Origin of the sequence: Aneurinibacillus danicus (genome assembly GCF_007991215.1) — a bacterium.
GTDB lineage: Bacteria > Bacillota > Bacilli > Aneurinibacillales > Aneurinibacillaceae > Aneurinibacillus > Aneurinibacillus danicus.
Genome location: NZ_BJXX01000011.1, coordinates 1 through 19886, shown reverse-complemented (window position 1 = coordinate 19886; position 19886 = coordinate 1). Strand labels below are relative to the sequence as shown.

At 46.2% G+C, this 19886-nt stretch carries 22 protein-coding genes; 8 read left to right on the top strand and 14 right to left on the bottom strand.

What is annotated here, in order from left to right; genetic code table 11:
• The first annotated feature begins 77 nt into the window (after nucleotides 1-77).
• Nucleotides 78-257, top strand: a complete 180-nt coding sequence (locus ADA01nite_RS00660) for an aspartyl-phosphate phosphatase Spo0E family protein (RefSeq protein ID WP_146807968.1) — start codon at nucleotides 78-80, stop codon at nucleotides 255-257.
• Between the two features lie 152 nt (nucleotides 258-409).
• On the opposite strand, the gene ADA01nite_RS00655 is transcribed toward ADA01nite_RS00660, so the two are convergent.
• The 6 genes from ADA01nite_RS00655 to ADA01nite_RS21840 form a co-directional block, all read right to left on the bottom strand.
• On the bottom strand, nucleotides 410-1078 hold the full coding sequence (locus tag ADA01nite_RS00655; protein WP_146807967.1) for a YwrJ family protein: 669 nt from the start codon (nucleotides 1076-1078) through the stop codon (nucleotides 410-412).
• A 15-nt stretch (nucleotides 1079-1093) separates the two neighbouring features.
• Complete coding sequence (locus ADA01nite_RS00650; RefSeq protein ID WP_146807966.1) at nucleotides 1094-2473, bottom strand: arsenic transporter; 1380 nt, start codon at nucleotides 2471-2473, stop codon at nucleotides 1094-1096.
• Nucleotides 2466-2630 (bottom strand): hypothetical protein, encoded by a 165-nt coding sequence (locus tag ADA01nite_RS21850; protein WP_170230047.1) that lies wholly within the window; start codon nucleotides 2628-2630, stop codon nucleotides 2466-2468. Before ADA01nite_RS21850 ends, ADA01nite_RS00650 begins: the two co-directional genes overlap by 8 nt.
• Before the next feature lie 48 nt (nucleotides 2631-2678).
• Nucleotides 2679-3905 carry a hypothetical protein gene (locus ADA01nite_RS00645; protein ID WP_146807965.1) on the bottom strand — a complete coding sequence of 409 codons (1227 nt, stop codon included), beginning with the start codon at nucleotides 3903-3905 and terminating at the stop codon, nucleotides 2679-2681.
• A 148-nt stretch (nucleotides 3906-4053) separates the two neighbouring features.
• A complete protein-coding gene (locus tag ADA01nite_RS21845) occupies nucleotides 4054-4668 on the bottom strand; it encodes a hypothetical protein (protein WP_170230045.1) in 615 nt (204 codons plus the stop codon).
• A gap of 164 nt (nucleotides 4669-4832) precedes the next feature.
• Entirely contained in the window at nucleotides 4833-5009 is a 177-nt protein-coding gene (locus ADA01nite_RS21840) for a hypothetical protein (protein WP_170230043.1), read from the bottom strand.
• A 115-nt stretch (nucleotides 5010-5124) separates the two neighbouring features.
• Here ADA01nite_RS21840 and ADA01nite_RS21835 point away from each other — a divergent pair, with 115 nt between their 5' ends.
• Together ADA01nite_RS21835 and asd are read left to right on the top strand one after the other, a co-directional pair.
• Nucleotides 5125-5280, top strand: a complete 156-nt coding sequence (locus ADA01nite_RS21835) for a hypothetical protein (protein ID WP_170230041.1) — start codon at nucleotides 5125-5127, stop codon at nucleotides 5278-5280.
• A gap of 60 nt (nucleotides 5281-5340) precedes the next feature.
• Entirely contained in the window at nucleotides 5341-6189 is an 849-nt protein-coding gene (asd, locus tag ADA01nite_RS00635) for an archaetidylserine decarboxylase (protein WP_146807963.1), read from the top strand.
• Between the two features lie 26 nt (nucleotides 6190-6215).
• On the opposite strand, the gene ADA01nite_RS00630 is transcribed toward asd, so the two are convergent.
• Nucleotides 6216-7667, bottom strand: a complete 1452-nt coding sequence (locus tag ADA01nite_RS00630) for an NAD(P)H-binding protein (protein WP_146807962.1) — start codon at nucleotides 7665-7667, stop codon at nucleotides 6216-6218.
• Between the two features lie 366 nt (nucleotides 7668-8033).
• On the opposite strand from ADA01nite_RS00630, the gene ADA01nite_RS00625 reads away from it, so the two are divergent.
• The 3 genes from ADA01nite_RS00625 to ADA01nite_RS00615 all read left to right on the top strand — a co-directional run bounded on the left by ADA01nite_RS00625 (nucleotide 8034) and on the right by ADA01nite_RS00615 (nucleotide 10570).
• Complete coding sequence (locus ADA01nite_RS00625; RefSeq protein WP_146807961.1) at nucleotides 8034-8741, top strand: hypothetical protein; 708 nt, start codon at nucleotides 8034-8036, stop codon at nucleotides 8739-8741.
• 176 nt (nucleotides 8742-8917) lie between these two features.
• Nucleotides 8918-9652, top strand: a complete 735-nt coding sequence (locus ADA01nite_RS00620; protein WP_146807960.1) for a polysaccharide deacetylase family protein — start codon at nucleotides 8918-8920, stop codon at nucleotides 9650-9652.
• Nucleotides 9653-9763: 111 nt separating this feature from the next.
• The gene (locus ADA01nite_RS00615) at nucleotides 9764-10570 is read left to right on the top strand and encodes an MBL fold metallo-hydrolase (RefSeq protein WP_146807959.1); all 807 of its coding nucleotides are present in this window, start codon (nucleotides 9764-9766) and stop codon (nucleotides 10568-10570) included.
• Between the two features lie 468 nt (nucleotides 10571-11038).
• Here the strand turns inward: ADA01nite_RS00615 and ADA01nite_RS00610 are convergent, their stop codons facing one another.
• Entirely contained in the window at nucleotides 11039-11458 is a 420-nt protein-coding gene (locus ADA01nite_RS00610) for a CoA-binding protein (protein WP_146807958.1), read from the bottom strand.
• Nucleotides 11459-11615: 157 nt separating this feature from the next.
• On the opposite strand from ADA01nite_RS00610, the gene ADA01nite_RS00605 reads away from it, so the two are divergent.
• On the top strand, nucleotides 11616-12200 hold the full coding sequence (locus tag ADA01nite_RS00605) for a class I SAM-dependent methyltransferase (protein ID WP_146807957.1): 585 nt from the start codon (nucleotides 11616-11618) through the stop codon (nucleotides 12198-12200).
• Between the two features lie 47 nt (nucleotides 12201-12247).
• On the opposite strand, the gene rplT is transcribed toward ADA01nite_RS00605, so the two are convergent.
• The 6 genes from rplT to ytxC form a co-directional block, all read right to left on the bottom strand.
• Nucleotides 12248-12607 (bottom strand): 50S ribosomal protein L20, encoded by a 360-nt coding sequence (gene rplT / locus ADA01nite_RS00600; RefSeq protein WP_146807956.1) that lies wholly within the window; start codon nucleotides 12605-12607, stop codon nucleotides 12248-12250.
• A gap of 40 nt (nucleotides 12608-12647) precedes the next feature.
• Nucleotides 12648-12848: a 50S ribosomal protein L35 gene (gene rpmI, locus ADA01nite_RS00595; RefSeq protein WP_146807955.1), complete on the bottom strand. Its 201-nt coding sequence runs from the start codon at nucleotides 12846-12848 to the stop codon at nucleotides 12648-12650.
• 23 nt (nucleotides 12849-12871) lie between these two features.
• The gene (gene infC / locus ADA01nite_RS00590; RefSeq protein ID WP_146807954.1) at nucleotides 12872-13483 is read right to left on the bottom strand and encodes a translation initiation factor IF-3; all 612 of its coding nucleotides are present in this window, start codon (nucleotides 13481-13483) and stop codon (nucleotides 12872-12874) included.
• Between the two features lie 196 nt (nucleotides 13484-13679).
• On the bottom strand, nucleotides 13680-15932 hold the full coding sequence (locus ADA01nite_RS00585; RefSeq protein WP_146807953.1) for a GGDEF domain-containing protein: 2253 nt from the start codon (nucleotides 15930-15932) through the stop codon (nucleotides 13680-13682).
• A gap of 184 nt (nucleotides 15933-16116) precedes the next feature.
• Nucleotides 16117-18036 (bottom strand): threonine--tRNA ligase, encoded by a 1920-nt coding sequence (gene thrS, locus ADA01nite_RS00580; protein WP_146807952.1) that lies wholly within the window; start codon nucleotides 18034-18036, stop codon nucleotides 16117-16119.
• A 335-nt stretch (nucleotides 18037-18371) separates the two neighbouring features.
• Nucleotides 18372-19259, bottom strand: coding sequence for a sporulation protein YtxC (gene ytxC, locus ADA01nite_RS00575; protein WP_170230039.1), 888 nt, complete (start codon nucleotides 19257-19259; stop codon nucleotides 18372-18374).
• 304 nt (nucleotides 19260-19563) lie between these two features.
• On the opposite strand from ytxC, the gene ADA01nite_RS00570 reads away from it, so the two are divergent.
• Nucleotides 19564-19875 (top strand): DUF5658 family protein, encoded by a 312-nt coding sequence (locus ADA01nite_RS00570; RefSeq protein WP_146807950.1) that lies wholly within the window; start codon nucleotides 19564-19566, stop codon nucleotides 19873-19875.
• Nucleotides 19876-19886 lie beyond the last annotated feature (11 nt).

Genomic DNA, 19886 nt, shown 5'->3' with positions numbered 1-19886 from the left:
AATGCAGTAAAATAGAAAATAATAATAACCATGTATCAAAAATGACTGCATGAAAAACTAAGAAAAGGCGGTTTTTTATGAAGTTCGATCAAAAGCTATCACGCAGAATTGAAGAGCTAAAGGTGCTGCTGGCGCTGACGGCCGCGGAGCATAACTTCGACTTTCAGCATCCTAGCGTATTATACGTAAGCCAGAAGCTGGACCAGCTTATTATAAAAGCGATGCGAAGACAAGAGAATTTCGCTCCCGTCCTGTGACCTCTCCCCCGAATCGGCGCAGGCGCGCCGTAAACGATTGTGATGAATCCGGAAAAGAAGGCCCTTCGAAGCTCTTGCGAAGCGCCTTCTTTTCTTATGCATAGTATACAAAATAGTGGGATAGGCAGCCAATGTATGAATACCAGCGCTTCTCATAAGTCAGGGAAATGAGCGGTTTTAATATGCTGCATTCCACAGCATACCGTACCATTCACAGTCGTAAGCTCTATCATCCCACCATCAACCCTCTTCAATACCCCTACCTTATTGGGGTGTTGTCCAATATCAAATACTACCAGGCTGCCTTCCAGCTTCTTCAACTGCAAATCAAACGAGCGCGCCGGTGTCACATTCGACGGATGAAGCGGAAACAGATGCGAGTCCAGCGAATACGGGGTTTTATTATCGCTATAAGGGATTAACCATTTTAGATGGAAGAACGGAATAAACATTGTCTTATATACAGGGGAATAAAATACGAAATAATCGGAAAGCACACCGGTTACATATCCGTGCAGCGATTGGTTTCCCGTCACATAAATTTCGATAAACAAACCCTTAGCGTTATTTAGGATTTTACGGAAAGAAATCTCATTCTCATGGTTAATCAATCCGACGTTCGGACTCTGCATGCTTTCTTCCGTCTGCGGCATCAGCAAGTTGACGTATTGGATATGGGTTAACGGAAGATATATAAACTGAGTCATTGTATTAAGAACGAGAATATCATTACCCACATCTAGCAATTTCCCTTCGTGTTTCTTCTCACCCGACAGTTCTACGCAGACAAACTGTCCGATATATTGGTGAAGAAAACCCATCCTTCTTCTCTCCTTTTAAAAAAATAGCCACTTTGTCCACACATATAAACCGAATAAGCTGACAACCAATCCAACAGGCACAGCCACCAGCGCCGCTTTTACATACTGGCCAAACGTAAACGGAATCTTGTTCTCTCGCAGAATAAACATCCAGAGCAAAGAGGCAAGTGTGCCTATCGGCAGCAACAAGGCTCCAATATCACTTCCAATAACATTAGCGAGGTAGGCGACCTGGAGCGTAGGAGAAGCCAGCTGCATTTCAGTAATCGATATCGTTCCAATCATGACAGACGGAAGGTTATTGCACAGGTTGGACATAACCGTAAGCAGAAGGCCCGGAATAAACACGGCGGCCCAGTGGCTTTCTGCGATGGGAGCTTTAAACGCCTCTACAATAAATGAAGTCATGCCAGTGTTGTACAATCCGTATACCACCACATACATGCCGAAAGCGAACACAAGAATGTGCCACGGCGTCCGCTTCAGCACATCATAAGGCCCTATCCTTTTGTAATACCAGCGGACGGCGATTAAGAGAACAGCCCCCGCCAATGCCGGCCATTCGGTCGAGATATGCAGCGGAGCCAGCGCAAAGAAGCTTATCCGAATCAAAACTACGAGCGTCAGGCAGACACGGAACATATTCCAATCGATTTCCTGCACTTCGTGCTTTTCTACAGCTAACGGATGATACCTCTCCCTCATCGTCCTATTGGAATAATAGACGGTCATCTGAGTGATGGACGCCTGTGTAAGAAGCGGAATGCGACGGGGAATGCTTCGTTTGAAATATAAGAAAAGGACGATGAGCATCGCGCCAATCCCCAGCATGGAAGGGACGAACATCATGGCGATATACTGATTCAGATCCAGATTGACGATGTTAAGTGCGATTAAATTGGCCAGGTTGCTTACGCCTATCGGTGCGCTCGAACCGGTTGCCACCAGGACACCCGACAATAGGTACGGAATTTTTTGATGGGATTTAAGGTTAAGAATGGTGAGGGTCTGAATGATTATCGGCGTCGCAATGAGGATACTTCCGTCATTGTTGAAGAACATTGTCATCAAGAAACAAAGTAAGTTTGTATACCAAAAAAGAGCGAGCCCGGAGCCGTTCGCTTTTTTGGCTAAATTAAACGCCGCCCAGCGGAAAAAACCAACACTCTCCATCACGATAGACATAATGATGGTAGACAGAATGGTCACCGCGGCTCCACTTACGGTGGCGGCGATATAATATACGTCCTGCAGCGGAACAACTCCCGCCACAAATAATACAACAGCTCCGGCTGCGGCAGGTACGGATTCGTTAACTCCGAACGGCCGCCAAATAATAACAAAGACGGTGGCGAAGAATATGCACAACACAAACCATGTCTGCATATCAAACATGTGTTTTCGCCCCGTCATCAGGCGACTTGCCGCGCAAAGGACGCGGTCTTACTACCGCAAGTAACTTTATTCTCCTTTTGGCGGTCTTTTCCACGGGAGGTTTAAGCAATAGATAGAGGAAATAGCCCGCAGATAGAAGGAACAAGCTGACCAGCATACGTTTTCCTCCCCTACTTATACTAATAGGAACGATGTTTTCTATGTTTTATGAAATAACTCGTCCATGTACCTTTCCAGAAAGCCAGGCTTTGTTTTTTGACTGCTTGGCTTTTTTGCTTCCTTTTGTATTCGTGTTCGTGCTCCCCTTTTTTTTCTTTCGATTTCCATATTCGTCAGATAAAGTGCCAACGAATGGGGCACGGACAGGCGGGATACGGACAGATGATGGACGATTTTTTGTCGCTTTTCGTTTATTTCTTTTAACATTCGTACATGCGGGCAGTGTTCGTTTTTTGGATCGCGTAGCATTTCGTGGAAACGGCAGAACTGACGGCATCTGCGTTTTCGGTTGGGTCAGTGGTTCAAATTCTGCAATATACAGTTCATTTTCCGATTCCGGATTTTCCGCAGCTTTCGCTTCTTTTCCTCTGTCCCCTTCTCTCTTCCCATCTACCTCCTCATCGACTTCTTCATCTGCTATTTCTAGACTTACATTAATAATTCTTGAATCCTGATCCATTTCCATATCATCGTCATCTTCTTCAAAAGCTAGATCCGCTTCCTCGTCCTGCGCTACAATTCTTGCTTCCGTGATATCGTCCTCCTGCACGTATGCTTGCACCTCCACTTTATTCTCCTGAGTCTCTATCTGTTCTTCAATTTCGTAGTTCTGAGCCTCCGTGTAATCTTCTTGCTCCTGCATGCGGGTTTCCTCTGGTGCCACTTCCGAACGAGCTTCAACTGCACGAGTGTCAACTGCGTCTCCAACATTTACGACCGCCGGCGCCGTGTCGGCAACTTCCGGCTTTTCCTCGTTTTCGTTTTCATTTGCGTCTGCTCTTTCGTTTACGCAGCTAATGTGGTGGATTCCATTGGCGAATAAAATAATTACCTCGTGCTCATGGACCAGCAGCATATCATCCTGACGGATGCCGGCCATAATACCGCGGATATCCTCTTCTCCGCAGTTGATCCGCACGTATCGGTGCGCAAGCCGTTTAATGAGTTCTTTGAATTTCGGTTCATTAATGTAAGGAGTGTGTGTTCCCCTCTGTTTTTGGTTAGGATGGGGCGTATCTTTTACGTTAATCGTAATGCTTCTGACTTGCTCTGATTTGTAGTAGATGTGTTCACCCTCATTATTCTCAATCACTACATAGTCTTCCTTCACATCCAGCAGACGCCCATGTGCAGGACCTTCATCTAACTTATTAATCCAAATCACATTGCCAATCCAATAGTGAAGCGGAGATTTCGTTTCCCTTCCGTCCATCTTTTTATTCCTCCGTTTCCAGAGCATGCCTCTACTTACGCGCTTTTACGCACCAAGCATCATTATGCTATTTACCACCTAACAGTGAAGAGGCTAAGAAGCCCAGATATACGAGTTGACGCAAGCATATATCCGGGCATTGTTTTTATCACGCTCTCGTGTTGAAATAATAACCTCTTCTCCCGTTGCTACTGTCGTCATCATCGTCATCATCATGTTCTCTATACCGAACATGCCTGATTTGATCGCTTTCTTTCTTATGGTTTTCTGTTTTGTTATTTTCTTTTTCTCCCTTTGCTTTGTCTTCTTTTTCATCCTTTGCTTTCTCTTCTTTTTTTCCAGCGCCGACACTAATGCTGCGAATATGATATTTAAAGATAACGACGATTTCATTGTTTACGATAAGCAGAACACGGTCCGGGAAGACGTCGCCCAACACACCTTCTATTTTCTCTGGGCCTCCGCGATTGATTTGAACCCAACGATACTGCAGTGATGACAGTAATTCGCAAAAACAAGTAGCATCAACAAATGCCGGCATATCACCGCTATCCTCTCCGCCCAAATCAGAATTTTCCCGGGCGTCTATCCCAATGCTTTTGATATGGTGCCGCTTATAATAGATTACGCCTTCTTTTTCCTCATACACGACCAAATGGTCTTCCTTCATTCCGAGCAAACGACCTGTTCTCGATTCCGGACCTCCCCGATCGATACGTATGTTTCTGCCGATCAACGATGCAAGATTATGATTCTCTTCCATTAGGCTTCCTCCCTAATCATTGAATTGATTATCATTGATATATATATACGTATGCTCGGACAGCCAAGGTATAGGGAATCCGCCTGATTTGCGCGGAATTCCGCGTTTACCTACCCGTGATATTCATGAAGAAGGGCGCTCCTCTATGGAGCGCCCTGGCATTTTTACTTTTTTCCTAACCGCATATCCCCCGCATTCTCCATCTCGGAAGCGTTGCGCACCTCAACGGACGGTGACGGTTTGGCCGGTTTATCCGCATCACCAAGATACGGGGTATCCTCCACATGCCGGTGACCCAGAGGTTTCTGATGGCTATAGCGGCGGAACCTGTTTTCGCCCATGTCATTTCCCTCCTTTACTGTTTAGCTCATACGGTTGTATTTTTTGTCATGTCAGACCTCCCTATACTTTTCCGATTTATTCGCTCTTCTGCTTAGTGAAACGCAGGAATTTACGGTGTTTTCCCGAAATAATTACATAGTTGAACTCACACGCGTAAATGCGCCTGATAATGAAATAAAGTATGCCAAATCTCTGCGCGGTACGAACTGGTGGGATTTAGAAGGGTATGGAGACTACGACGCGGATGATGAAAAGGTAAGAGATTGGTAAGCGGTTTGTGTTAAAATAAAATAATATCATTACATTTAGTTTAAGAAAGGATACAAATACGTGATTCGCCCTTTGCTTAAAACCGTTATTACGCTGCTGCCGCAAAACGCAATCTCCCGCCTAATCGGGCGTGCGGGACGTTCAAAGGTAAGCAAGCGTTTTATTAAACCGTATATTTCTATTTTTAATATTAATACGGATGAGATCGAGCAACCACTCTCAAGCTATCCTCACCTGACAGCATTCTTCACAAGGAATTTAAAAGCAGGAGCGCGTCCGATTTGCTCTCTTTCCGATGCGCTGGTCAGCCCCGTGGATGGAAAAGTGGCCCAGTTCGGTCCCATTCGCCGCGGTACGCTCATTCAGGCAAAAAACATTGAGTACACGGTTGAGCAATTGCTGGGGTGCCCGAAAGAAAACGCCGAGAAGTTTGAAGGCGGAACATTTCTGACCATCTACTTAAGTCCTCGTGATTACCATCGCATTCACATGCCATTGGATGGAGAATTGACGCACTTCACCTATATTCCCGGCCGGCTGTTTCCGGTCAATGCCATCGGCGTTCACCATGTGCCCGGCCTATTTACAAAAAACGAGCGTCTCATTACGTACGCTCGCACCCCTGCAGGTGAGATGGCTATTGTAAAAGTCGGTGCTTTTATCGTCGGCAGTGTCAAGGTTGGTTATGGAGAGCATACGACTAATGTAAAAAAAGGAAAAATGTATTCCCTTGATCTGCCTGAAATGCCGCGCTACCGGAAAGGAGAAGAAATCGGTCTGTTCGAATTCGGCTCCACGGTTATTTTACTGTTTGAAAAAGACAGGATTTTACTTGATGAACACATTCAAGAAGGCACCTATCTCAAATATGGAGGGCGGATTGGTACTGTCCTCTCCCCAAGACCATAAAAAAACGAGGCATCTGCCTCGTTTTTTTATGAGGATTCTGCCTGCAGGCGAAGGTGGCGACCGTAGCTACGCATAACCCAGAGATGGACCAAAGCCTGAGTTATGCTATATAAAAGCCAGGGAAGCTTCGGAATGAACTCATGAATGGCTACGATAACATATTTTCTATTTAGCACCTCCCTGAACTCCAGTCTTCCCCGGCGCCGCGTATTGTCAGCATGCGCGAGAAATCCGCCGGTAATGTAATATAATACACGATCCGGCGTACTTCGCTCCGCTGAGTACTTCAGCTCAAGCAGTGGTTTTTTCATGCCGTTCAACAGAAACTGCAGGCGTCCATCCTTGTATTCACGGACAATAATAAACGGTTTTAAATAGCACGGCAGCCATTGTGCGTAGTCTTTGCCTGTCCAGGCCGCATCCCAGCCTTTCGGCAGGATTAGCCGCTGTACGGAACGAACATTGTTGATCGATTTCTTCCTTTTCTTTATACCGAAAGAATGATTCTGCCTCCGTCTCTGTTCCTTCCCCCGTTTCCGCTCCTCTTCCAGTGCGATACGAACAGCCTTCTCAAATGTAAGGCCAGGAACTCCAACCTCCTCCTGCAGCCACCTGTTTTTTGCTCCCAGTGAATACCTAAGACTCCCAATCAAAGGTTTCACCATCTTTAGCGACACGCCGGTCGTAAGCGTCATCCATAAGCCCGACAGCATAGGCGCGAAAAAGGGAACCGGATACAGACGACGTTTCTTTCCCATCACCCTGGCTGTATGCAGAATCATTTCACTGTATGTCATCATGTCCGGTCCACCGATATCGATCGATTGTTGATACGTGTCCTTGCGTCCGATGCACGCAGCCAACAGCTCTACTACATCCTGCAGCGCAATCGGATGTGTCGTAGACGACATCCAGCCCGGACAAATCATTACGGGCAGACGTCGAATCAAGCGGGGAATGATACAAAACGACGAACCGTTCGCACCGACCACAATCCCTGCGCGCAGCACCGTTACCGGTACACCGTGCGAACGCAGCACCTCTTCCACTTCCAACCGACTATGCAGGTGGCTCGCCAGCCCTTCCGTCTGCTCAGGAATCAATCCGCCCAGATATATAATTTGTTTGATTCCCGCTTTTTTCGCGGCACGCGCAAAATTATCCGCCAAAATCAAATCCATATCCTGAAATTTTCCTTGCGTCAGGCGAGCGGACGGCACCATCGAATGAACAAGATAGAACGCATAATCCGCTCCCTTTAGTCCTTTCTCGACTTCTAATAGAGAAAACAAATCCGCCCGTCTCCATTCCGGGTTGGGTCGGCCCCCTGAATCTGGCTCGCCTTTTTTCCGCTCGCTCCTCGTCAATCCAACCACATGATAATTAGGCAGCAGGCGCTTCAGCAGCGCTTTTCCGACAAATCCAGTGGCCCCTGCAATCGCCACGGTAGGTCGTCGGTCTTGCTGTCTTGCTTTCATAATAAGCCCCCTTTCGTGGACTCTTTTTTAATTGTATAAATCATTTCGGAATAAATCATTTCGGAAAGTATACAAGGGCCTTTCCTAACAAGCAACCATGGCGTTGCAGCCGCAACCCCGACATGAAAATGAAAGGTAAGACGGCTGACTTTTGCAGTACGAAGGAAAAGAGAGGAAAGAATGAGGAGAGGATTTCAATGTGGAAAAAGGCGAATGCCTTTTTCTTCCCTGAATCTTATTTCCTCTTCCCTTTCCTTCTTTTCTCATGATTTTCAAAGAAAAACTTACCTTTGTAGCCTTTAAAAACCTGAAGGAATATGCGAAGATGATAGGAGAGATTTAAAGAAAGAAAGGAAGCATCGATAGATGAACAGATGGTTGCAATCGCGAATGCGAATTAAGCGCATCTACCTTCTTATTGGAGGTGGCTTGGTTGTACTGCTCGTCGCTTTCGCGCTCGCCGCAATGTTTACGAAATCCGGCAATTCGCCTTCTGACGTACAGACAGCCCAGCAGGCATCTTCTTCGCACGAAAAAGACCCTGCTTCCGTTTCTTCCGAAAGTGACAGAGAAGGTGTCGTTCGTATACCGTTAGACAAAACACTTGATGAGGCGAAAGCGGAAGGACTCTATTCGGAATCGAACTCCGGTTCGGCATCAGTTGACCGCACGCACCGAAATAGCGAGAAGACCAGCAATCAGGAAAATACATCTTCCTCTGACGGTCAAACGGGACAATCAACCGAATCCGCCACTGTAGAGCAAGCCGCAGCAGCCGGCCAAGGTCTTGACGCGAATGTGATTAGCCAGCTGCGCAGCCATGGTATCCGGGAAGGAGATCTGGCAAAAATCGATCGCATGGTGGCAGAAGGCGTCGATCCGAAGGAAATTGCCCAATCCCTGCGCAAGAACGGAAATCCAAATCTGGCAGCCGTGATGGATCAAGTGTCCCGGAAACCGAAGAAAGAAGATAAACCGAAAAAAGAAGAAAAAGCAAAGAAACAAGAGAAAGAGCAAAAAGCGAATGGTGACGATGATCAACAGCAAGACAATACGGAAAATGATGACGACTAAAATCGTTCTTTTGCATAACAAAAAACCTGGCTTTGGCCAGGTTTTTTGTTATGCTCTCTATTTTTCACGGCACGTCTTATGCAGTGCATTTTTCCGGGATAAGGCATAAATAGAAAAGTGCAATCTGCATACACTACAGAAGAAAATTTCACATCATGGACAGGAGGTCTCAGGCAATGAAACGATGGATATGGGTTTTGGCGATCGTTTCGTTATGCATAACCCAACCCTCGGTACAGGCGGCAAAAAAAAATCGGGCATACTGGGAATCCACAGGAGATATCGTTTGGGATGTACATACGAAAAAGAAATGGATTGCCTTTACGTTTGACGACGGACCACATCCGCGCTATACGAAGCAAATCCTCGATATCTTACATAAACATCATGCAAAAGCCACCTTTTTTGTGGTGGGCAAACAAGCCCAACAATACCCTCACCTTCTGAAAGAAATGCAGAACAACGGCCATGAGATTGCCAACCATACGTATCATCATCCAATGATGAGTCAAGTGAACATGGAAAAGCTGACAAAAGAAATCCAACTGACGGATGAGGTCATACACGGCATTACCGGCAAGACTCCCAGACTGTTTCGGCCACCGGGTGGCGAATACAGTGAAAAGGTCGTTCAGGCGTCCAAAAACGGGAATCATCTTGTCATCATGTGGTCCTGGACACAGGATACAAAAGATTGGTCGAATCCCGGTACGGAGAAGATTGTCACCAACGTCTGCCGGAACGCCCGTCCGGGGAACATTGTTCTGTTCCATGATTTTGGCCGCAACCGCACACAAACGGTCCAAGCTGTGGAAAAAATTATTCAAACCCTTTCGCAGGAAGGCTACAAATTCGTCACAGTATCCGAACTACTCTCTGAACGGCCCCGATGGGTTCCAACAAAACATTGATGATAATCCTCAATGTTGTACTGGCATTGAGGATTTTATCCGAACATAAGAGTTTGTATATTCTGAATAATAGGTTTAAAATAAGATAAACGAGGCGAGGTGAAAACAGGCATGGAAAGTATATATGAAGATATCCACATACTTCAGGAATTCGTTACACTGCATGGCGTTACACTTTCCGTCCATGTTTATGAAGTGGACGGCATGCTAATTGACACGGGCGCCAAAAGCATTGCGCCCCATGTTCAGGCTTTTGTAGACCGTTACCGGCCGGAGCAGGCTTTCATCACCCATATGCATGAGGATCATTACGGAATGGCGGGCTGGCTGCAGCGCGAAAAAGAAATCCCTATCTACATTCATCCAATGTCCGTGGAAGCGGCAGCATTTCCGCCTGTACTTCCGCGCTATCGAGAATTGTTCTGGGGAAATCCCGAACCATTTCACCCTTTGCCGCTACAACCTGTACATGAAACAAACCATCATCGTTTCCAGATTGTTGAAACACCCGGACATGCTCCGGATCACGCAGTATTGTATGATGCAGAACATGGCTGGCTGTTCAGCGGTGACTTGTTTCTTGGCCCCAAAATAAAAATCTGTATACGGGGTGAATCAATGCCCACGCTAATCGATTCGCTGCGAAAAGTGCTTGCCCTTGATTTTGATACTTTATTTTGTGCTCACGCCGGTGTCGTACCTGACGGAAAACAACGGCTTCGCCAAAAATTGAACCATCTGGAAGAGATAGAGGCCATTATAGCGGAACGGCGACGTCAGGGCTGGAATCTGCGAGAAATTACTCGTTCGTTATTTCCGAAGCGTCCACCCATTTATCACTTATCCCACGGTGAATGGTCACCCATTCATATTGTACAGTCATTTTTTCATCAATGTTCCCCGGAAAATTCTTTTTAAGCGAATAATTTAGCGCAATGCGCATCGCGTCTGCCGAGCAAGCGGTTCTCTTCATTCATAAAAAAAAGACCCTGGAAACAGGGTCGAAACAAGGGATAAGAGAACCTTATTAAATAGTGGCAAGGGGTTCAACACACTTCTTATTATAATGAAAGAACGTAAGGCCTGTATTTTACTAAGATTAAATTTCTGTTAAGTTCCGATGCGGGAATATTACGGTACATCGGACATACAAAAACAATAAAGGAAAGACTGAAGTCGTATTTGTATGTTCCACAACATAGGTTCTTATTAGTATTTTTGGTATTTTAAGGTTTTTTATTATTATATTTATGGTAAAATGGAATTGTCTAGTTGAATCCCTTTTTACTCGCCTTCCCGGCTTCCTGCGGGAAGGCCTTTTTATATTTACAATTAAGAACTCGCCCCCGTCTTATATATGGAAGCGAGCTTTGAACCTACCGTTTATTATTTTCTCATCAAAATTGCGTGGTCTACTTTAATGCACTGGTCCATTACGACTGTAATACCGGCTTCCTGCGCTTTCGCAGCTGCTTCTTCATTATAGATGCCCTGCTGCATCCATATAACTTTCGGTTTAATCTTCAGTGCCTCTTCAACGACAGGACCGACATCTTCGCTGCGGCGGAACACATTTACAATATCGACCGGCTCCTTAATATCTGTCAATGAGGCGACCGCTTTCTCGCCGAGCGATTCCTGAATTGTCGGATTCACCGGAATGATTTTGTAACCGTTGTTCTGCATTGCCTGAGATACCATATAACTCGTCCGCTCAGGTTTGTCGGATAATCCGACAACCGCAATCGTTTTTGCTTCCTCAAGAATTTTGCGTCGTTCTTCATTTGATGGATTAGTAAATGCCATACATGCAGCCTCCTTTTTCTTGTCTTCTTTATTATCTTTCGCTATGTATCCCGCTATCCCCTTCTTTACTCTGCACTTCCGCCTGTCGGCGGATTTGCTTGGTAAAGAAATATGTTACTGTTATAATAAAGACAGTATCCATACAAGGAGGATCTTAATGGGAAAACTTCTTTTCCTCTATAAATTTCTCACCTCTCCGCGCAGTGTGGGCAGCATAACGCCAAGCTCCCGCTTTCTCGCTCATGCGATGGTGAAGCCGATTGACTTCAGCAAAACCAAAGCGATTGCCGAATTGGGCGCGGGAACCGGAATTTTCACCAAGTACTTACATCAATACAGAAAAAACGACTGTAAAGTGGTCGTATTCGAAAGAGATGATCAGCTGCGCCACCGGCTTGAAGCCACATATCCTGAACTGCATTACCATAACAATGCGGCAGACATCCATCAGGTGATGCATACATTAAATATCGAAGGATTTGATTATATTCTCTCCGGTCTGCCGTTCGCCAACTTTTCACAGGAATTGCGTGACAAGATTATGGACGGTGTAGAGAAATCTTTAAAACCGGACGGGCTGTTTATTGCCTTTCAATATTCACATCAGATGAAACGCCAGCTTGCGGAACGATTTGAGCAAATTCACATTGATTTTGTTCCCTTGAACATTCCGCCGGCATTTGTTTACCGCTGCAAAAAACAAGCGGCTGCCTCTGGGAGAAGGGAAAGACAAGCATATTAATCAAAAAAACCCGATCCTCAATGGGGATCGGGTTCATTCCGGAAAGCTTACGCGTTCAGTTTTTCTTTTGCAGCGTTAGCCAGTTGCGTGAATGCTTCTTTGTCGTTTACAGCCATGTCGGCAAGCATCTTGCGGTTTACTTCAAGACCGGCTGCTTTCAGACCGTACATGAAACGGCTGTAAGAAAGACCGTTCATACGGGCTGCCGCATTGATACGAGTGATCCACAGTTTACGGAAATCACGCTTCACCTGACGACGGTCACGGTATGCGTACAGCAGAGATTTCATAACCTGTGCGTTTGCAGATTTAAATAAACGGTGTTTGGAACCGAAATAACCTTTAGCAAGCTTCAATACTTTTTTGCGGCGTTTGCGCGCCACATTTCCACCTTTAACTCTTGGCATCGATGTTCTCCTCCTAAATCTTCAAATCAAAAAATCGAAATTACTTCACGTACGCCAGCAGAGATGCAATGCGTTTTTGATCGCCCTTTGCTACAAGCGCGCCTTTACGCAGGTTACGCTTACGCTTCGGAGATTTTTTCTCCAGAATATGGCTTGTGAAAGCTTGGGAACGCTTCAGTTTGCCGCTTCCAGTCTTTTTGAAACGCTTAGCAGCTCCACGGTGAGTTTTCATTTTTGGCATCGTACAAATCCTCCAATCAAGAATTACTTGTCGCTTTTTGGCGCAAGAATCATAATCATACTGCGCCCTTCGATTTTCGGCTTGCGCTCGACGGTCGAAATATTTTCCACTTCTTTCGCCAGCTTCTCCATTACCTGCTGGCCGATTTCAGCGTGAGTGATCGCGCGTCCACGGAAGCGAATCGTCAATTTGACTTTATTTCCATTCTCAAGAAACTTCACGGTGTTGCGCAGTTTCGTCTGGAAATCGTGTTCTTCAATCGTCGGTGACAGGCGAACTTCTTTAATGTCAACGACTTTTTGATTCTTGCGTGCTTCTTTTTCTTTCTTTTGCTGTTCGTATCTGAACTTACCGTAGTCCATAATACGGCACACCGGCGGTTTAGCAGTCGGCGCGATGTTCACGAGATCAAGATCTTTCTCCTGTGCGAGACGGAGCGCTTCACGAAGCGGCATAATACCGACCTGCTCACCCTCCTGATCAATCAAACGAACCTCACGAGCACGGATATCCTCATTGATTAAATGCTCTTTGCTAATAGCCTGCCACCTCCAGAAATTTTTGAACCTTGATCCAAAGCAAAAAATGCGGACGCATTGCGCCCGCCTTTCATTCCATAAGATACTACGATACATGATTATGGATGATATATAAGTACCTGTCGACAACATCATGTGCGTCATGCAGGTGAGAAGCGGGTGCTCCTGCTTTGGAATCCGTTATATTCTTAACACTTGTAATAGTATAGCCGATACAGATTGTCCCGTCAAGTCTTCTCTACTAATATTTTTAATTAGACAGCTTTACCATAAAGCAAATCGGAGGGGGGATTTATGTACATATGTCTTCACAGAGTTCAGAATCTTCAACATAAGAAATACCGGCAATTTTCTTAGCTTCCTTCTTGATGCGGGCCGCTCTCTCCGCAACCTGTCCCGCCGTCTTGTACGAATCTGCCGGACAACAGACGCCGGCCATGGAAATGGACAGCACAGAACAGACGTCCTTCCCCTCTTCCGCCAGGTCTTGAAAATGGCTGTAAAAATACTGATGAACATACGAAACAATATGTGGAACATGCTCGGGTGGGGCAATAATAATGAAGTCGTCACCTCCGATATGGCCCAGAAAGCAATTTTTTCCTCCGCTTACTCGAATGGCCGTCCCCAACATTTGTGCCGTACGGCGAATAATCTCATCCCCCAATTCAAATCCGAACTGATCGTTAAACCACTTGAATTTGTCCAGGTCGCAGTATACGACAATAAAATCTTCCGACCTGCTTAACCGTGCGGCAATCTCCCGATCAATTCGTACATTTCCCGGCAGACCGGTCAACGGATTGGATACGGCCGCGATTTCGAGCTTCGCTTTCGCCAGCATATCCAGCAGACTTTGCACGGAAGCTACGCCCATATACTTGCCTTTTTCCGTCACGATAATGACATCATAGAGATGAAAAGACTGCCGCTCCATTGCCGCCTTGGCAACTTGCTCGACGTTTTCGCGCCGGTCGACAACGAGTGGACTGCGATTCATCAACTGGGCCACCGGCTTTTCATAGTATAAAGAAATGCCGTACTGTCCGCCGAGAATCTTGTACAACTGGAATCGCATGATTAACCCTTTGGGTACTTTGTTTTCTAAAACGACGATGCTGTCAATTTTGGTATTCCGCTCGAAGATATGATGAACTTCACGCACCAATGTATCCTGATCTACACAAATGGTACTTTGAACAATGTCACCTATCTTACCTGAAGGCTCTTCAAGCACAAGCGGCGCTCTCTCTTCCTGCAGCTGTCGAAGCTTATTGAGCGCCTGTTCTGCAATCGGCCTGCTCTCGCGCTCGGGTCTTCCCAACAGAAACCCCTGTCCGTAGTCCACACCGAGTTTCACCAGCGTCTCAAGCTCACTTTCCGTCTCGATTCCTTCACCGATAATCCGGCACTTTACTTTATCCGCGAATTGAACGAACGTCTCTACCAGCGCCTGTTTCACCGGATCGGAGTCAATATTTCGGATAAGCGCCATATCAAGCTTAATATAGTCCGGATAAATCTCAGTGATAGCCTCCAGACTGGAATATCCGGCCCCCGCATCATCTACGGCAATCAGATATCCCTTCTTGCGGTATTCCTGAATGATGGAACGGAACGAAGCAAAATTCTTAATCGCGTGCCGTTCCGTAATTTCAAATACAATATTGTGCGGGTTCAGCTGGTGCTCCTCCATTGTTTTGAACACTTTACCCCGCAATAAAAACGGATCGTCGATGCTCCGTGCATCCAGATTAATAAATAGCTTTTCCGACGGGCGCAGTTGCTTAAGACGTTTTATGGCCTGACGGCGGCACATGGATTCCAGTTGGAAGCTTGCGCCCGTCTTTTGGGCGAACGAAAACAGGCGGCCCGGCGAGTAAAATCCGCTTCCTTCCGGTCCGCGCACAAGCGTCTCCCAGCCCAGCGGAACGCCGGTTTTCAACGAGACGATCGGCTGAATGACCGTATGGATATTTTCTTGTTCAAGAATGCTGCGAAATTCCTGTATCTCTCTGAATTCGTCCGACATAAACCCGCACTTAGCCATCTGGCTGGCCAGTTTGACGGAAGAATACATATCTTTAGCAAGATCCTGACCTTCAATTTTGGCGTATCCGATATGTACTTCAATGTTACGGATATGAGAATGCGTAACTTTGTGGTTCAGTACTTTTTCCACTTCTTGTTTAAGCTCGATGCATATATTATGAATGAGTGTGTCCGCATAATTCCGAGCGAATGAGATATAAACAGCATAGTCATCCGCCCACAGCTTTTGAATCGCAATGAGCTGAGCCGGATCTTTTAGGGTATGCCGGCATGCGACAAGCAGCGCCTGATCCATATACTGTAGAATGCGTCCGGCCGTCAGATAGCCAAATTTCATTTCAATATCGGATAGCTTAATAATATCAAGATAGAGGAGCACCACATGATGACGGGCGGCCAACTCCGTTTCCAGCCGCTTCTTAATCTGCACCCGCTGGTCCGTGTATACAAAAGGTGTCTTCTTCTCCCGTAAATTCCTAAAAAACGACAGCATCTCTGTTTTCCCCCCTTTTTCTCTTCCTTTCATTATGCCAATCCAAAATTAACATTTTGTAAAACATATGTAAAAAGACCCTTTTATTTTATTCATAGATAAGTCTTACGAATTAGTAAATAAAAAACACGGAAAGAACTGCTCATTCTCTCCGTGTTTATCACTTACATATATCTCTTATATATTAGTATTTCTTCGTCTCAATCTCGTTAAGAATCATCTCGACGACTTCATCGACCGGCTTCGCACCCAGATCGCCTTCGCCGCGGCGGCGTACAGACAATGCGCCCTCTTCCATTTCTTTGTCGCCAATAACGAGCATAAACGGAATTTTGTTCATCTGCGCTTCGCGGATTTTGTAGCCAATCTTCTCGTTGCGGCTATCCACTTCGACGCGAATGCCCTTCTCAAGCATTTTCCGTTTCACTTGCTCCGCATAAGCGACGTGCGGCTCGGCAATTGTAATCAGCTTCGCCTGCACCGGTGCCAGCCAGGTCGGGAATGCGCCCGCAAAGTGTTCAGTTAGAATACCGATGAAGCGGTCAATTGAACCGTAAATCGCACGGTGAATAACGACAGGACGGTGCTTCGCGTTATCTTCGCCCACATAGGTAAGATCGAATTTCTCCGGCATCTGGAAGTCAAGCTGAATGGTTGCGCATTGATGGCTCCGCTTAATCGCATCCTGAATGTGGAAGTCGATTTTCGGACCATAGAATGCGCCGTCCCCTTCATTGATGCGATAAGGGATTTGCAGTTCATCTAACACATTCTGAAGCGAACGTTCCGCAGTCTCCCATAGCTCATCGCTGCCCATCGAGTCTTCCGGACGAGTGGATAGCTCTACACTGTATGGAAAACCGAATACACCATAAATTTTGTCAACCAGTTCGATAACTTGCTTAATTTCCGATTCAATTTGATCCGGACGCACGAAGATATGTGAGTCATCCTGTGTAAATGTACGCACACGAATCATACCGTTGAGCGCTCCGGAATATTCATGACGGTGCACTTGACCGAACTCGGCCATGCGCAGCGGCAGGTCACGGTATGAATGAATTTTATTTTTGAATACGAGCATATGGCCCGGACAGTTCATCGGCTTCAGCGCGAACTTGGTGTTATCTACTTCGGTGAAGTACATATTCTCGTGATAGTGCTCCCAGTGGCCGGATTGCTCCCACAGACGCTGGTTCATCACGAGCGGCGTACGCACTTCCTGGTAGCCGCGCTCCATCTGCAGACCGCGCGCATATTTCTCCAGCTCGTTGCGTACAATCATCCCGTTCGGCAGGTAGAACGGCATGCCCGGTGCTTCTTCCGAGAACATAAAGAGTTCCAGCTCTTTTCCAAGCTTGCGGTGATCGCGTTTTCTTGCCTCTTCTAAGAAGTGCAGGTATTCATCCAGATCGGATTTTTTCGCCCAGCATGTTCCGTAGATGCGCTGCAGCATCTGACGATCGGAGTCGCCACGCCAGTATGCGCCGGCTACACTCATCAGCTTAAACGCTTTAATTCTTCCGGTAGACGGCACATGCGGTCCACGGCACAAATCGAAGAATTCGCCCTGATGATACATGCTAATCTCTTCGCCTTCCGGCAGCTCGGAGATGATTTCGACTTTCAAGTGATCATTAAGCTTGCCGTAAATGTCGAGCGCTTCTTCCCGAGAAACGACTTTGCGTTCGATCGGGAGATTTTCTTTCACGATTTTCTGCATCTCTTTCTCAATTTGTTCAAGCATTTCCGGTGTAATCGTCACATCGGTATCGATATCATAATAGAAACCGTCCTGAATAACCGGGCCGATACCGAGGCGTACCCTGTCATCGCCGAGGATGCGCTTGATTGCCTGCGCCATCAAGTGCGCACAGCTGTGACGCATCACTTCCAACGCTTCTTCGCTGTCTTCCGTCAAGATTTCCACGGAAGCGTCATGCGGGATGATCGCTTTTACATCAACGATTTTGCCGTTCAGCTTACCGGCAATCGCTTTTTTCTTCAGGCTTGGGCTAATCGAAGCCGCTACATCTTCAATCGTTACACCGGATTCGTATTCGCGTTTGGAACCGTCCGGAAGTGTCACTTGCAATGTTGACATAATGATTGCTTCCTCCTTCAAAAATAAAAAAAACACGTCCGATCCCAAAAGGGACGAGCGTGTTGTTCTCGTGGTACCACCCTACTTCGGCACGGCAATCCTATACAGGCAGCCATACCCTCATCGTTCGATAACGGAACCCGGGTTCCGGCCTTCCATACTGGCGCCTCTGCGCGTTCCGGTCGGCAGCTCAAGGCGGTAGTCGTCAACCTCGTATTGGAAAGCTTTCAGCCAATGGCTTTCCTCTCTGGGAACCGTCTGGTTGGGACCATATCCTTATCATCGCTATTATTATCATGCTGTTGTCTTGATTATAGTAAGCCATAAAACGAAAGTCAAGTATCCGGTCCAATATGTACCGGAAACGAAAACTCTGTACAAACGATCAGTTTCTCCTCGAAAATCTTTTTCAGCGTCATGACAAGTCCATGACCGGGCCTTCGAGTATAGATGACGATTTGTTCCGGGGCAAATTCCGCCAACGCCCCGATAATATTCGCTTCTTCATTTCCGTAAGCGGACTCGGTCTGCGGAGGAAGCGAAAGTAAGCCCTGGGGCATAAGCTTTTCCCACGCTTCATTGTAATAGGTAAACGCAAAGGACGCATTATGGACAAGTCTGAGCAGACTCTGACGACGCGGGAGCGCAAACAAAAACGCGCGAAGTTTTCGAATAATCGCTTCCTGCTCTTCTTCCGCCATGTATTGTTCGATCTTTAAATCGACCATGGCACACAATTCCTGTATGTACTCCCGTAAACGAAATCGAAAAAAGCCATCCAGACGCAATACGTGTTCGCTCTCCAAATAGATGATGGCTTCCTGCTCAACCTTATGCTTACTGTACGGCACGCCCTCTATGCCCTCTTCTTCTCTTGCCTCTATATAATTCAGCACATAATGCAAAAGATGCATCTTGTCTGCAATTTTTTCGTATGCATCATGATGAACGATGCGACGATACACAAGCTCTTTTTCCTTGGCGGACACATAAGTTCGCACGGCGCGCGCCAGTGCAAACAGCCACGCTTCATGTACCAGCGGTGTATGCTCTTCCCGCGGCCATCCGAGGCAATAAAAGTTCCGGTACCATGCATCCACTTCCTCTCTAATTCGGAATTGCAGCACGGCATGCACGCTCTCCAATCCATGGCACAGCGTTGAATGAAACTCAAACAAGAAACGTTCATCCGCACGTGGAAAAGATAGCTGTACCCACCGCACATTAGCACCTTCTTTCCTGCTTTTTTCCTTACTATATGTATGAAAAGGAAAAGTATTTCTCCTTTTGTCATATAGAAGAAAAATGTTCTCCTTAAAAAAGATAAAAAAAATTTGGAAAACAGTATTGATAACGCTTACAAAAACGGCTATAATAAAACCAACCCCTTTAAATGGGTTGACACCTCCTGGAATTGAATTAATCTCTCCACTCCTACCTTGGATCCATTGATACAATCAATGGATCATTTTTCTGTGGAAATTATAAGGAAAAAAGAAGACATCTTTTGACAAAGAAGGAATGAAAATGATTCGCTCTCTTACCCTTTATCAGCGGTTACTCCTTTATCTGTTACTCCTCAACCTCGCAGACTGGTATTTCACCTGCTACGGTATCCGTAATCAATATATTCAGGAAGCAAACCCGCTGTTATCGGATATAATTACTACGGATCCGCTCCTGGTGCTTCTCTGGAAATGCGCCGGACCTCTCATTCTGCTTTATCTGCTTCCACACTGTCGAAGCAGCTGGGTACAGCATGCCTTGTTATTTACCGTGTGCCTGTATAGTATGGTTACCCTCTATCATCTTGTCTTTTTCTGCTTGTATATAGTATAAGTTTTTCTGTA

Excerpts from the sequence above, each read along its gene's own strand:
- ADA01nite_RS21845 (WP_170230045.1), bottom strand. The coding sequence starts at position 4,668 with ATGGAAGAGAATCATAATCTTGCATCGTTGATCGGCAGAAACATACGT.
- ADA01nite_RS21840 (WP_170230043.1), bottom strand. The coding sequence starts at position 5,009 with ATGGGCGAAAACAGGTTCCGCCGCTATAGCCATCAGAAACCTCTGGGT.
- ADA01nite_RS00620 (WP_146807960.1), top strand. The coding sequence starts at position 8,918 with ATGAAACGATGGATATGGGTTTTGGCGATCGTTTCGTTATGCATAACC.
- ADA01nite_RS00645 (WP_146807965.1), bottom strand. The coding sequence starts at position 3,905 with ATGGACGGAAGGGAAACGAAATCTCCGCTTCACTATTGGATTGGCAAT.
- ADA01nite_RS00625 (WP_146807961.1), top strand. The coding sequence starts at position 8,034 with ATGAACAGATGGTTGCAATCGCGAATGCGAATTAAGCGCATCTACCTT.
- thrS (WP_146807952.1), bottom strand. The coding sequence starts at position 18,036 with ATGTCAACATTGCAAGTGACACTTCCGGACGGTTCCAAACGCGAATAC.
- ADA01nite_RS00630 (WP_146807962.1), bottom strand. The coding sequence starts at position 7,667 with ATGAAAGCAAGACAGCAAGACCGACGACCTACCGTGGCGATTGCAGGG.
- ADA01nite_RS00605 (WP_146807957.1), top strand. The coding sequence starts at position 11,616 with ATGGGAAAACTTCTTTTCCTCTATAAATTTCTCACCTCTCCGCGCAGT.
- ADA01nite_RS00655 (WP_146807967.1), bottom strand. The coding sequence starts at position 1,078 with ATGGGTTTTCTTCACCAATATATCGGACAGTTTGTCTGCGTAGAACTG.
- infC (WP_146807954.1), bottom strand. The coding sequence starts at position 13,483 with ATGTATCGTAGTATCTTATGGAATGAAAGGCGGGCGCAATGCGTCCGC.
- ADA01nite_RS00660 (WP_146807968.1), top strand. The coding sequence starts at position 78 with ATGAAGTTCGATCAAAAGCTATCACGCAGAATTGAAGAGCTAAAGGTG.
- ADA01nite_RS00570 (WP_146807950.1), top strand. The coding sequence starts at position 19,564 with ATGATTCGCTCTCTTACCCTTTATCAGCGGTTACTCCTTTATCTGTTA.
- ADA01nite_RS00615 (WP_146807959.1), top strand. The coding sequence starts at position 9,764 with ATGGAAAGTATATATGAAGATATCCACATACTTCAGGAATTCGTTACA.
- ADA01nite_RS00610 (WP_146807958.1), bottom strand. The coding sequence starts at position 11,458 with ATGGCATTTACTAATCCATCAAATGAAGAACGACGCAAAATTCTTGAG.
- ADA01nite_RS21850 (WP_170230047.1), bottom strand. The coding sequence starts at position 2,630 with ATGCTGGTCAGCTTGTTCCTTCTATCTGCGGGCTATTTCCTCTATCTA.
- rplT (WP_146807956.1), bottom strand. The coding sequence starts at position 12,607 with ATGCCAAGAGTTAAAGGTGGAAATGTGGCGCGCAAACGCCGCAAAAAA.
- ADA01nite_RS00650 (WP_146807966.1), bottom strand. The coding sequence starts at position 2,473 with ATGTTTGATATGCAGACATGGTTTGTGTTGTGCATATTCTTCGCCACC.
- rpmI (WP_146807955.1), bottom strand. The coding sequence starts at position 12,848 with ATGCCAAAAATGAAAACTCACCGTGGAGCTGCTAAGCGTTTCAAAAAG.
- ADA01nite_RS00585 (WP_146807953.1), bottom strand. The coding sequence starts at position 15,932 with ATGCTGTCGTTTTTTAGGAATTTACGGGAGAAGAAGACACCTTTTGTA.